Below are 13,282 nucleotides of genomic sequence, written 5' to 3' on the forward strand. Positions count from 1 at the left end.
CGTTAACTTAACTCCTCTAACTTCGCTAAATCACGTACAGCGCCTTTGTCTGCACTTGTTGCTAACAACGCATAGGCTTTTAATGCAGGACTCACAACTCGTTGACGATCCAATGGTTTATAGGCATCTTTTCCACGTGCCAATTGCTTATCTCGTCGAGCCTGCATTTGCGTTTCGTCAAGTAATAAATGAATACCTCGATTATGGATATCAATATGGATCAAATCACCATTTTCAACCAGAGCTAACGCGCCGCCACTGGCCGCTTCAGGGGAAGCATGGCCAATAGATAAACCAGACGTGCCACCTGAAAAGCGACCATCGGTTAATAATGCACAGTCTCTATCTAAACCCATTGATTTTAAATAGCTTGTCGGATACAACATTTCTTGCATCCCAGGCCCCCCCTTAGGTCCTTCATAACGAATGACTATCACATCCCCTTTTTTAATCTCACCAGCCAAAATGCTATCAACCGCATCGTCTTGAGATTCAAACACAACGGCTGGACCTGTAAAATCAAGCATCTCGTCAACAACACCGGCACTTTTTACAATACAGCCATCAGGTGTTAAATTACCAGAAAGTACCGCTAAACCACCATCGAGTCGAAACGCATGTTCAATGCTACGAATACAACCATTTTCACGGTCAGTGTCTAACGTATCCCAGCGATATGCTTGACTCATCCCCTTCGTGGTTCGAATACCGGCAGGGCCTGCTCGAAAAAATAGTTGTGCTTTTTCATTGTTACTATCCATTGCATCCCAGCGCGTGATCACATCACCTAAAGTGCCACCTGCAACATGTCCTACCGTTAAATCTAAACGATCACCTTTGGCTAATTCATTCAACATACCCATCATGCCACCAGCACGGTGTACATCTTCAATATGATATTCTTGAGTTGCCGGCGCAACTTTACATAAAAATGGCGTTTTGCGAGAGAGCTCATCGATATGGCTCATATCAAAATCAACCCCACCTTCTTGCGCCGCTGCCAATAAATGTAATACCGTATTTGATGACCCGCCCATTGCTATATCTAAGGTCATCGCATTCATAAAGGCCGCTCTATTCGCGATATTTCGAGGTAATACGGCTTCATTATCTTTTTGATAATAATCATTGCACAGAGCAACTATACGCTTACCTGCCGCTTCATATAATTGTTGACGATCTTTATGTGTCGCTAACGTTGTACCATTGCCCGGCAATGCCAGTCCAAGCGCTTCTAGTAAACAATTCATTGAATTTGCCGTAAACATGCCCGAACATGATCCACACGTTGGACACGCTGAGCGTTCAACTTGCTCTGAGTCTTCATCACTCACGGTTGGATCTGCGCCTTTAACCATGGCATCAACCAAATCCAATTTGATATCAATATCGGCCAAGCGGGTTTTTCCGGCTTCCATTGGCCCACCCGACACAAAAATCACAGGTATATTCAAACGCAGTGCAGCCAACAGCATTCCTGGTGTAATTTTGTCGCAATTTGAAATACACACCATGGCATCAGCACAATGTGCATTCACCATATATTCTACTGAGTCAGCAATTAAATCACGCGAAGGTAAAGAATACAGCATGCCACCATGGCCCATTGCGATACCATCATCAATTGCTATGGTATTAAACTCGCGAGGGACGCCCCCAGCATCACGGATGGTATCCGCCATCAATTCGCTGAGCTGATTGAGATGAACATGGCCCGGAACAAATTGCGTGTAAGAATTTACGACAGCAACAATTGGCTTCTCAAAATCACTGTCTGTCATGCCTGTTGCACGCCAAAGCGCCCTTGCGCCTGCGCGTTTTCTGCCTTCGGTGGTGGTTTTACTTCTTAACTTGGCCATGCTTAACCCTTTAATGTTGTGCGCCGTTACTATATGTACAACGACGACGTTTCCTCATTCCCAATGCAGCCACATTACTGTGGCTGAGCGCTATTCTCACTATTGATTGACGTACTCTAACCAACCATTTGTGTCGTCACTTTGTCCTTTTACTAAATCGAAATACGCTTTTTGCAACTCTTCAGTAATTGGACCACGTTTACCATTACCCACCTGGATCTGGTCAACGCTGCGAACTGGCACAACTTCAGCTGCTGTGCCCGTCATAAAGAACTCATCAGCTAAATACAATGCTTCACGTGCTATAGACTCTTCACGTACTTCATAGCCCCTAGCTCGGGCTAGTTCCATGAGTGTATCTCGCGTTAAGCCTGGTAAAATACACGCCGTTGTTGGTGGTGTGTAAAGTATCCCTTTTTTAATAACAAATAGATTCTCACCCGCGCCTTCACTTAAACAACCATTGACATCGAGGGCAATACCTTCAACATAGCCATTGCGCTTGGCTTCACCTGAAATCAATTGTGAAGACAAATAATTACCACCAGCCTTTGCCGCTGTCGGCATAGTATTTGGTGCTAAACGATTCCAAGATGAAATACACACATCAACGCCATCAGCTAAACTGTCATCACCTAAATATGCGCCCCACTGCATCGCGGCAACAGTGACATCAGCTAAATGCGATTTCGGATTTAACCCTAAACCAACATTCCCTAAAAAAGCAAAAGGTCGGATATAAGCATCTTTAAAACCATTCTCGCGCACTGCATCTTTACACGCCTGAATGATCTGCTCAGCAGTAAATGGAATTTCCATACGATAAATTTTTGCTGAATCGTATAACCGTTGAATATGATCCGTTAAACGAAAAATCGCCGGGCCATTCGGCGTATCATAGGCACGTATTCCCTCAAACACCGAGCTACCATAATGTAATGCATGGCTAAGTACGTGAGTTGTTGCTTGCTCGTAAGGGATCATTTCGCCGTTATGCCAAATCAATTCCGAAGTTTTAGTCATTTGTAATACCTTGTTCTTTTCTTAATAATTAATTTTAAATTGCCTGTTGCTGTAATGAGTGCAAATCAACCGTATGCACTTCAACCAGCTTACTCAGTTGTGATGTTAATAGATAGATCGGCTTATCACTGTCGACTGTCATTTTGACGTGAAATAATTCGTCATGGCCCTCCATCTCTAACTGAGTCAAACGAAACCCTCTGTGACGTGCAACTCGGAGAAAACGCTCGACAGCAATGCCTTGATTTTTAACTGAGATTGTTAGTTGATGTTTCATTGCGCTTTCTCCGTCATCATTTCATCATTAGCAGCCCCTGGTGGTACCAAAGGCCAAACATTTTCTTTATCGTCTATACATGCATGTACAATATAGGGCCCTGTTGAATTAACTAACGCATCTATCGCACTATCCACTTCATCTGCATGAGTAATAGTTTGACCTGGAATACCAAATACAGCCGCTAATTGCACAAAATCAGGGTTATCAGATAAATTAGTCTCACTGTAACGTCCTTCAAAAAAGAGTTGCTGCCACTGACGTACCATACCCAAACGTTGGTTATCTAAAATAACGATTTTCACTGGTAAATTATTGCGTCTTATGGTCGCAAGTTCCTGAATGTTCATCATGATAGAACCATCACCCGATACGGTCACAACCATATTCTGTGGACGCGCTATTTGTGCACCTATTGCCGCAGGTAAGCCAAAGCCCATAGTGCCGGCACCACCACTGCTAAGGTGATTGCTTGGGTGACTGAACGTCATATGTTGTGCAACCCACATTTGATGCTGACCCACGTCACAACATACCACCCCATCAGTTGGCATTTTCTTACTGAGCTCTTTCAGTAAATACGGCGCAAACACTTTTTCACCTGGGTAGTCATAACGCCAAGCATGTTGCTGCTTTAGCTGTATTATTGTCCTCAACCATGCTTCATCAGTGACAAAGCACCCAAGTGCCGGTATCGAGGCTTTAAGATCCGCTATCAAAGAAGCGGCTACCGGCTTACGTTTACCCACTTCCGCAGGGTCTATATCCAAATGAATAACTTTTGCCTTAGCGGCAAATTTTGCTAGATTTCCGGTCACTCTATCGTCAAAGCGCGCGCCGATACATACAAGCAAATCACATTCTTGCACCGCAATATTAGCAGCTTGACCACCATGCATACCCAACATACCTAAATCGTATTCATATTCAGGCAAAACGCTTCCTAATGCCTTTAATGTCGAGACGGCTGGCATCTGAGTTTTATTCAAAAACTGCATCAACTCGGCTTGCGCGCCAGCACTTTGCACACCCCCACCCACATAGGCGATAGGACGCTTAGCTTCAGACAGTAATAATTCCGCTTTTTGTACTTCACTATTGAGTAATTCTGGTAACTTCTCCTCCATCGCAAGCCAAGGCTGAAAAGGGGCCGAGGCTAGCTGGATATCTTTGGGAATATCCACCAGTACTGGGCCCGGACGACCAGACATGGCTAAATGCATAGCCTCTTGTAGCACTTCAGCTAAATCTTCAGCTCGCTCAACCATATAACTGTGCTTCGTGCATGATAAAGACATACCTAAAACATCAATCTCTTGAAAAGCATCAGAGCCAATAGCTGCGGTCGGCACTTGGCCTGTGATTGCAAGCAAAGGTACAGAATCCATCATTGCATCTGCCAATGCAGTGATCAAATTGGTGGCACCAGGCCCTGATGTCGCAAAACACACTCCCAGCTTCCCTGTACTACGTGCATAACCAACCGCCGCAAAACCTGCACCTTGCTCATGACGCGTCAAATAATGCTTCACAGGCGCACCATAAAGGGCGTCGTAGATGGGCATAATTGCCCCTCCGGGATAACCAAAGACTTCTTGAACGCCGTGTTTGGCAAGTAAGTCGATAAGTAATTGTGCGCCTGTCATTATTTTCCCCATTCCCAATCGTTCAAATTATCACTAAGAAATTTAGCCCTAAAACCAAGAAGCCCCCCGAACTTTTCAGTGCGGGGGGCTTCTCGTTGATGCTTTTTAAAGCACTAACTCGCCCCCGCGGTAATAATAATTACCACGTTTATAATCACGACTAGAGTTAGTACTTTTGTTAGCATACTGAATATCACCAAATTAAATTATTTACGTAACGACAAATCGCTGTTTCTCGACTTGCCTTGTTCTTTTTCTATTAGTAACCCGAAGCCCAACCCAAGTCAACCATAAAAACAATGCTTAATATCAATGAAAAACACTTTGCAAAGGTTTTTCAATCCACACAAAGCAATGTTTCGAATAAAAAAACCTGAATTTTACAATTTCTTTTTGTTTTGACGTGTTCATATTTTATTTACAACACATTTCATCCTGTAAAAAAATCATATGAAACTTTTATGATCTACTCGGTATTTTGATTATGATGATACATCACAATCTATTCTAGGGAATACCATGGCAACCTACACTTCTCGCCTTATCGTCATTTTCATCATCGGCTTTTTATTTCTATTTAGCCACAACGGGCATACAACACCTGCGTTATACAAAATCGAAAAGTCAGGGATCACATCCTATTTATTGGGCACTGTACATGTAGGTGATGAATCAATGAAGGGGCTTAATCAAATGGTCACTACAGCGATTGATGCCAGCAGTGCTGTCATTGTTGAAGTCAATATTAACAACTTATCACCCCTTGAAATACAACGTCGCTCAGCACCATTTATGTTACTCACCCCACCTAACACCTTAAAGAATCAACTAAGTAAAAAAAATTACGCCCAATTAAAAACGTATCTAGCCGAAAAAGAAATCGATATTGCAGTATTTAATCAATATGCACCTTGGGCAGTTATGGTTACAGTATTACAAATGGAATACCAGAAATTAGGGTTCAAAGATGATTTTGGCATTGATAAGCAGGTGCTTAACTATGCAAACATGAAACAAAAACCCATCATTGAATTAGAAACACTGGAACAACAATTAGCCATGTTTAAGCGCTTAAGTGCACAAGGTGACAGTATGTTAACCGAAACATTCAAACAAATGGGTGATATAGAGCACTACTTTTTAGATTTGATCCGCGCTTGGAAGCAAGGTGATATGACCACACTCAGTAAATACTACAATTTAAGCTTTGACGACAGTACTTATGGAAGGTTTAGTGAGCAAGTCATGCTCATTGAACGTAATAATAATTGGGTAAATATGTTAACTAAGCAACTGACAAAACAATCTTTATTTATCGCAGTCGGTGCCCTACACCTGCCAGAAAAACACGGCCTAATAGCGCAATTACAACAGCACGGTTTTGCCATTACCAATATTTCAGTAAAATAAGACTCACGCCTTTATTATGCCAAATGTACTGAACGCTCCCACATTTGGCATAGTGAAGCGCCTGCCTCCAACTTTTGATTTAAACCTTTTCAGCTTATTTCACGTCACACCCTATAAATACATAAATTGGGGTTTAGAACATGAAGACGATTGTACTTTTAGTGCTTTTAGCAGCCATCAACACGGCAAACGCCGCTGACAATCATATCATTAAACAGCATTTTGCAATTGAAGACAGCCAAGTGCTGGAAATTGACGTACCGGTCGGTAACTTAGAAATGATCGCCTATGATGGTGAACAGATTGAAGTATCAGTTGTTTTAAAATCGCAACAACACGGCAATTGGTACCCACACACCAACAACCTATCTGATATAAAATTAAAAAGCCAACGCAACCAAAATAAATTGTCACTGTCAATTGATGAGGAAAACTTGCAACAACATTGGCACGTAAAAGTACCAACTGCCTTTCGCTTAGATATCGAAATAGGCGTAGGCAATGTTGATATTGCAGACCTTGACAATTCCGCAGAGGTTGAGGTTGGCGTGGGCAAGGTACGCATTGATACCTACGTATCTGATTTTAACTCTGTATCTTTAGAGTCTGCTGTAGGCAACACCAGCTTAATTGGGTTAGTCAACAAAGCTCAGCATCACAAAAAAGTGATTCACTCTGAGACCATATATCACGGTAAAGGCGCATATAACCTAGAGGTTGAAGTTGGGGTTGGAAATATTAAAGTACGTCATTGAATTAGCCCAACATGTTCAAGCGCTGTGCGTACTGACTCTTTCCTTAATGGTTTCAGAATGGTCACGTCAGCACCCAACGCTTTTGCTCGATTTAATTCTACTGGTTCATTATTTGCGGTCACAACAATGATGGGTTCAGATAATCCCAGTGTTTGTCGAATATATTCAATGGCCTGAAAGCCATCCATCACCGGCATATTTAAATCCATAAAAATCACATCATAATGATGAGTACTCAAATCATCGACAGCTGCCAATCCATGCTCAACATGCTTCACGGTAATTGAAAATGTCTCTAGTACTTTTTTAATTATCTTTGCATTTAATGGGTTATCTTCCACTAATAAACCAGTTAAAGGCCTTAGTTGACAATGTTGTTCTCGTCGGCTGTGCACGAGATAAATAGGAGTTTTTACCCGTACCACGGTACCGCTAGGTAGCCCCTTTTCAAATTCTATGTCTCCGCCCATGGCATCTAACAACCATTTACACCGTACCAAGCCTAGCTGCAAACCTTGAAAGTGTGTCTCTGTCACATTGCTTGAAAGCGGCGAAACACCAGAAAAACCACACCCGGTATCTTTTACGGCGATCTGCAAGTAAGTCTGAGTTTCATCTAAATACACCTCGATTAATACACTGCCTTGCTCGGTGAACTTAATCGCATTATCAACTAATTGGCCAATGATCCACGCCAGGTGTTCATGATCACAAGCAATAACCAATGATGTAGAAAATGAAAACTCGGTCTCTAATGCTATCTTTTTCCGCTGTGCTTCATATTCATGGGGTGAAATCGCCTGCATCAGCGTTTGAGTAAGATCATCAGGCACCACCGACACCAGAATATCTCCTTGCTCCCAACGACTAAACTCTTGAATTGCATTCAATTGGTTAACTAATTGCTTCGCCGACACCTCTACTTGTGTCAGCTGTGATTGCGCCCCATCTTGGCGGTATAGGTTTAAAAAACCCAAAATAGCTTGTAAAGGCGTTCTTAACTCATGACTTGCACGAGCAAGAAAGTGCGTTTTCATGGTTAAGGCATGCTGCGTTTCTTGTTTTTGAAGTTCAAGAGAATCGATTGTATCCCTTACCTTTTTCTCCATTGGTTTAAAGATAAATACCACTTCTAACCAAAGCACAACGATTGCACTGACCCAGAATACAAATTCAAACAAACGTGTTAATGCCACTTTACGATTAGCACCTTGCTCAAAAAGTTGCACAGCTTGTTGTTGATAAAATAGTAATACCTGTGCTTCATTGGCCATCTTAATAGCCACCTCTGCATTGAAGGTTTTAGAGTCATATAACGCTAAAAAGTCTAGGCTCCGTTTATTCAAATTAGCCGGCGCATCAAAATATAATGTCATTAACGCTTCAGACAAAAATACATATTTCCCCTCTTTTTCACCTAGGATCATCTGATGATTGGCCGAAAATACGCGCACACTTTTATCCAACTCTGTAAAAAGTGTCTGGGTGAGCCTTTGCTCTTTTTTATAAAAAACAATTTGATTGACGTGTAACGCTATTTTCTGTGCCAACATACGTTGCATACCAGCACGATTAATAAGCTCCGCATCCTCTTGTTTTTGCTGTAAAAGATATTGCATCGCCGCAGCCGCCAATGTGACTAACACCCCCATTACCAACACTGCGATAAAATAACGGCTGCGCATAGACTTAATGATATTACGCATATTAACTTATCCACCCTATTTGCCCATAAAGTGTAGTGTAAAAATTGAAAACTAACATAACCTCACTTGACACCTAGATGGCTAAAGTGTTTCAATGCGTGCTCACCCTATTTGAGGGTCAATGTAAACTCACCGAGTAATATGTTGGCCTAGGGCTGGAAGAGGTGCGTTATTCAGGTACTTGTGTTGAGGAGAGCAAACTCCCATGACACACAAGGAGGGGAACTAACGCCGAGAAATATATACTATTTGCTCAGTATACATTTCGGGCGACTGGGTTGAATCCCAGCGACTGTCACCAATTGCAGCGTTAATCATATTAACAACGCACATATGTTTGGTGGAGAGCTTCTGGTCTTAAAATAATAAGGCCACTTGCCTTGTCATTTTTAAGTCCATTGCTCTTCGAATTTTAACTGTTCGAAGTTTGGACTCACTCCAGACCCCGAACAAGATATAAGTTCGGTAGAGATGAAATCACAATACGATTTATCCAACTATCCGTTGTGGACAGCCTTAGTTACGCCTTTTGATGCGAATAACCAAGTTGACTATGACACTTTACATTCGCTTGTGAATGAACAAGCGCAAGCAAATAACGGTATTCTCCTGCTTGGCAGTACTGGTGAAGGGCTGGCCTTAAGCTCTGCTGAGCATAAGTGCATTGTCGAGACTGTTTGCAACATGCAATTAGACGTCCCTATTATGGTGGCTGTGGGCGGTATGAACTTGCAAGATCAGTCCGAATGGGTGGCGTTTTGTAATACCCAGCCGATTCATGCACTGTTGCTTGGCTCTCCGTTATACACAAAACCTGGGGTAGTCGGCCAAACACAATGGTTTGACACCCTGCTGAGCGCCACTGACTTACCTTGTATGTTATACAACGTACCTGGACGCAGTGGGGTATCCATCAAACCCCAAGTGCTCAAAAATCTAGCCCACCATAAAAATTTATGGGCACTCAAAGAGGCCAGCGGTGATATTGGAGTGTTTGAAGCTTTCAGAAAAGCCAATCCAACTCTCGCTATTTTTAGTGGCGATGACGGCCTCATGCCATATTTTGCTCAAGCCGGAGCTGCTGGACTCGTATCCGTGGCCGCAAATGCCTGGCCAAAGCAAACCGCTGAGTTTGTTCGTCGCTCGTTAGCGGGGACTTTTCCTAACTTGTTTACAACTTGGACTGATGCTGTTAATAGCCTATTTTCAGTGGCTAATCCCATTCCAGTCAAAGTATTAATGCATGTACAGGGCAAACTTAGTACCCCTAATTTACGTCCTCCATTAACGCACCTAGAGTTGCCGTGTACTCAGGCAATTGACCGTGCAAACACCACAATTTTATCTTGGAATTAAGGCAGTTATTATGAGCTGGTTAGAACTATTAAACAATTTAGAAAATGGCAGTGTACGTGCTGCGACACAAGACGAACAAGGCAACTGGCACGCTAATATCGAAGTAAAGCAAGGTATTTTAGAAGCTTTTAAAAATGGCAATAATATTGAATTCCCGGGTGGTTTTGTTGATAAACATAATTTAGCGCCACAAGGGTTTGCAGCTGAAGCAGGCGTTCGTATGGTCCCTGGTGGCAGTAGTGTTCGCCGTGGTGCGCATGTTGCATCGGGTACCATTATCATGCCACCAGCATATGTGAATATCGGTGCCTACATAGGTGAAGGTACTATGGTCGATAGCCACGCATTAGTAGGATCATGTGCTCAAGTAGGTAAAAATGTACATTTAAGTGCCGCAGTCCAACTTGGTGGTGTACTTGAGCCTATCGGTGCAAGCCCTGTCGTTATTGAAGACGACGCATTTATCGGTGCAGGCTGTGTGATTGTTGAAGGTGTTGTGGTAAAAAAAGGGGCCGTTTTGGCACCCGGCGTACGTTTATCAGCGACGATCCCTGTCTATGACTGTATCAACGAGCGTCAACTAGACAAAGGCGAAGCTATTCCAGAAAATGCCATTGTTATTCCAGGCTCTCGACCATCGTCAAGTAAGTGGGGCCGTGAGCAAGGCTTGAATATGTCGTGTGCACTTATCGTCAAATATCGTGATGAACAAAGCGATGCTTCTTTAGAATTAGAAGAGGTATTACGATAATGACTTTTTTGAGCACACCATTACGTCAAACTATTACTGAGTTGACTAAACAAGAACATACTCCGTTTTTTGTTTATGACTTAGATGGCTTACTGTCACACCTAAAACCACTCACAGCGCAATCTGTTGTGAAGCTATGGTACGCAGTTAAAGCTAATCCTTTATCTAACGTGATCCAAACCTTAGATAAAGCGGGGTTTGATTTTGATGTGGCCAGTAACGGTGAACTTGACCAAGTTTTACGTCAAGGTATCGATGCCAGCCGAGTGCTCAATACTGGACCTGCCAAATCAAAAAGGCAGATCCAGCACTTTCTGTCACAAGGTGTACGTACCTTTGTGGCAGAAAGCCATAATCAAGTTAAGTGGCTTAATGATGCTGCTGAAGAATTAGATATTCAACTGCGTATTTTACTTAGAGTACAGCTGCGCTGGCCTGAAGGTGAGAAAAACCCACTTGGTGGTGATAGCCTAACACCTTTTGGATTAGGCGTTGAACAATGGCACTCGTTGCAAATAAGTAAATACCAAGCCCTGAATTTTGTTGGCCTGCACATTTTCCAATGGGGCAACATGTTAAGTACTGAGAAGCTCGCGCAACTTTGGACGCAAATGGTGCCGCCACTAAAAGCTCTGGCCGATAACTTGGGCTTCAAATTAGACATATTAGACTTAGGCGGTGGCTTAGGGATCCCTTACTCTGAAAATGACGCTCAGTTAACTTGGCCAACTTTGATTGACGCACTCGCACAAATTAAGGCATCAGCTGGCGTAACAGAGCTGTGGATGGAGCTTGGTCGATATGCTGTGGGAGAGTTTGGTCATTATGCCAACCCTGTCGTTGAACAAAAACAAAACTATGATGAGCATCAACTTATTATGTCGGGTGGTATTAATCACCTGTTGCGTCCAGCAGTGACCAACCAAGCATTCCCTTGTGAACTACTACGTAATTCAAGCGCGGCATCTCGCAGCTATGTGCTCCATGGCCCGTTATGCACAGCCTTAGATAATTTAGGCTATCACACGTTACCTAAAGATATACACGAGCAAGACTGGTTGGTATTCAGCCAATGCGGCGCGTATGGCTTTACAGAAAGTATGCCCTACTTTTTATGTCATGAATTACCAGCTGAGTATGTGATTGAGCACGGCAAAATATGCCACGTCAGAGCTATGCAGCATGCCAGTGATTATTTAAGGTAAGGAGCCAATATGACCCCAATTAAGCAAGAAAATATTCAAGTGGGTGAAATAGCAAACGGGCTACCATTAACGATTCCTGTGTATCGTTTAAAAGGCAATGGCACCGGCCCACGCGTCTATATTCAGGCCAATATGCATGGTGCAGAAGTGCAAGGCAATGCCGTTATTTATCAATTACTAGAACAGTTGCAACAACAGACATTGGCTGGTGATATTACGTTAGTCCCTTACGCCAATCCTATTGGATGTAACCAAAAGTCTGGGGAATTTACGCTAGGCCGCTTTGACCCAATTACAGGCACCAATTGGAATCGCATGTATCAAAGTCATCTACCATTAGTGGATACCTTTGTTGCTGAACATCTCGACAGCTCCTTAAGCGAAATTAAACACCAGTTCTCAGCAGCTTTAGTACAAGCGACACAAGCTATGCTTGATGGGCCAGCATACAGTATAAATACCGGTAAACGCATAGCTTTAAACCTACAACGCTTAGCCCATGAAGCCGACATTGTACTGGACTTACACACTGGGCCTATTTCATCTAAACATCTATATTGCCCAGAATATGCCAAGGCGAGTGCCAGTTACTTTAATATTCCCCATGTGCTGCTCATTCCCAACGACTTTGATGGTGCACTTGATGAAGCCAGTTTTTGTCCGTGGTGGGCATTGAGTGAAGCCTATAAAAAACAGGGGCGAGATATACCTGTTTTAGTTGAAGCATTCACTGTTGAACTTGGCTCTCAAGAAAAAATTGACTTAACCGAAGCCAAAGCAGATGCAGCAAGTCTACTCAGCTACTTAAGCTATAAAGAAGCGTTGCTAAACTCGCCATTTAAACCACAAGCAATGGTCCGCTACGGTTGTATGCTGCAAGATTACCTAGCCTACTATGCACCAATGGGTGGCATGGTTGAATACACAGCGGCACTGGGCAGCCATATAAAAGCAGGTGACACAATCGCTCATATTTTGCGCATGGAGCGTTACCTGTCGGAGCAACCTTTGCACAGCATCACTTTAGATAAAGATGCCATTGCTATCTTGCATTTTGCGTCAGCAAGCGTCAACCAAGGAACTGAGTTGTATAAGTTCTTTACTAATTACTTTGAGCTATAGCTCAATCACAATATTGCGTGAGAGTAAGCTGGTATCAACCTGCTTACTAAGGAATGGCGGCGATGCCGCCAACCTTTTTTCATTCAGATCCGCTAACTAGCATATTTGACCCCAAACCTAAACAGCAGTTATTCATCCTCATTTAATATAAAGCGGTGTATAATTGTCACTT

11 protein-coding genes and 1 riboswitch are annotated in these 13,282 nt (G+C 42.9%); of the genes, 6 read left to right on the forward strand and 5 right to left on the reverse strand.

Features of this window, described 5'->3' with window-relative positions:
* Nucleotides 1–2: 2 nt before the first annotated feature.
* From ilvD to ilvG, 4 genes are all read right to left on the reverse strand, one after another.
* Complete coding sequence (gene ilvD / locus J8M01_RS01855) at nucleotides 3–1,859, reverse strand: dihydroxy-acid dehydratase (protein WP_210995778.1); 1,857 nt, start codon at nucleotides 1,857–1,859, stop codon at nucleotides 3–5.
* A 99-nt stretch (nucleotides 1,860–1,958) separates the two neighbouring features.
* A complete protein-coding gene (locus tag J8M01_RS01860; RefSeq protein ID WP_192508932.1) occupies nucleotides 1,959–2,882 on the reverse strand; it encodes a branched-chain amino acid transaminase in 924 nt (307 codons plus the stop codon).
* Nucleotides 2,883–2,916: 34 nt separating this feature from the next.
* Complete coding sequence (gene ilvM / locus J8M01_RS01865; RefSeq protein WP_192508933.1) at nucleotides 2,917–3,159, reverse strand: acetolactate synthase 2 small subunit; 243 nt, start codon at nucleotides 3,157–3,159, stop codon at nucleotides 2,917–2,919.
* Nucleotides 3,156–4,805 carry an acetolactate synthase 2 catalytic subunit gene (gene ilvG, locus J8M01_RS01870; RefSeq protein WP_210995779.1) on the reverse strand — a complete coding sequence of 550 codons (1,650 nt, stop codon included), beginning with the start codon at nucleotides 4,803–4,805 and terminating at the stop codon, nucleotides 3,156–3,158. Before ilvG ends, ilvM begins: the two co-directional genes overlap by 4 nt.
* Before the next feature lie 519 nt (nucleotides 4,806–5,324).
* Here ilvG and J8M01_RS01875 point away from each other — a divergent pair.
* Both J8M01_RS01875 and J8M01_RS01880 read left to right on the forward strand, forming a co-directional pair.
* A complete protein-coding gene (locus tag J8M01_RS01875; RefSeq protein ID WP_211056805.1) occupies nucleotides 5,325–6,215 on the forward strand; it encodes a TraB/GumN family protein in 891 nt (296 codons plus the stop codon).
* Nucleotides 6,216–6,355: 140 nt separating this feature from the next.
* The gene (locus tag J8M01_RS01880; protein ID WP_211056806.1) at nucleotides 6,356–6,970 is read left to right on the forward strand and encodes a hypothetical protein; all 615 of its coding nucleotides are present in this window, start codon (nucleotides 6,356–6,358) and stop codon (nucleotides 6,968–6,970) included.
* Here J8M01_RS01880 and J8M01_RS01885 read toward each other — a convergent pair.
* Nucleotides 6,964–8,676, reverse strand: coding sequence for a response regulator (locus tag J8M01_RS01885; RefSeq protein WP_211056807.1), 1,713 nt, complete (start codon nucleotides 8,674–8,676; stop codon nucleotides 6,964–6,966). The two genes, J8M01_RS01880 and J8M01_RS01885, sit on opposite strands and share 7 nt — an antisense overlap.
* A 151-nt stretch (nucleotides 8,677–8,827) precedes the next feature.
* Nucleotides 8,828–9,035: riboswitch (Lysine riboswitch) on the forward strand.
* Nucleotides 9,036–9,147: 112 nt separating this feature from the next.
* Here J8M01_RS01885 and dapA point away from each other — a divergent pair.
* The 4 genes from dapA to J8M01_RS01905 are packed head-to-tail and all read left to right on the forward strand — an operon-like array spanning nucleotide 9,148 to nucleotide 13,110.
* Nucleotides 9,148–10,032 (forward strand): 4-hydroxy-tetrahydrodipicolinate synthase, encoded by an 885-nt coding sequence (gene dapA, locus J8M01_RS01890; protein ID WP_210995783.1) that lies wholly within the window; start codon nucleotides 9,148–9,150, stop codon nucleotides 10,030–10,032.
* A gap of 10 nt (nucleotides 10,033–10,042) precedes the next feature.
* The gene (locus J8M01_RS01895) at nucleotides 10,043–10,783 is read left to right on the forward strand and encodes a 2,3,4,5-tetrahydropyridine-2,6-dicarboxylate N-succinyltransferase (RefSeq protein ID WP_192508939.1); all 741 of its coding nucleotides are present in this window, start codon (nucleotides 10,043–10,045) and stop codon (nucleotides 10,781–10,783) included.
* Complete coding sequence (locus tag J8M01_RS01900) at nucleotides 10,783–11,988, forward strand: PLP-dependent decarboxylase (RefSeq protein ID WP_211056808.1); 1,206 nt, start codon at nucleotides 10,783–10,785, stop codon at nucleotides 11,986–11,988. The genes J8M01_RS01895 and J8M01_RS01900 overlap by 1 nt, the downstream gene beginning before the upstream one ends.
* Nucleotides 11,989–11,997: 9 nt before the next feature.
* A complete protein-coding gene (locus J8M01_RS01905) occupies nucleotides 11,998–13,110 on the forward strand; it encodes a succinylglutamate desuccinylase/aspartoacylase family protein (RefSeq protein WP_211056809.1) in 1,113 nt (370 codons plus the stop codon).
* Nucleotides 13,111–13,282 lie beyond the last annotated feature (172 nt).

The sequence above is a fragment of the Pseudoalteromonas sp. MMG005 genome, assembly GCF_018101015.1.
GTDB lineage: Bacteria > Pseudomonadota > Gammaproteobacteria > Enterobacterales > Alteromonadaceae > Pseudoalteromonas > Pseudoalteromonas aurantia.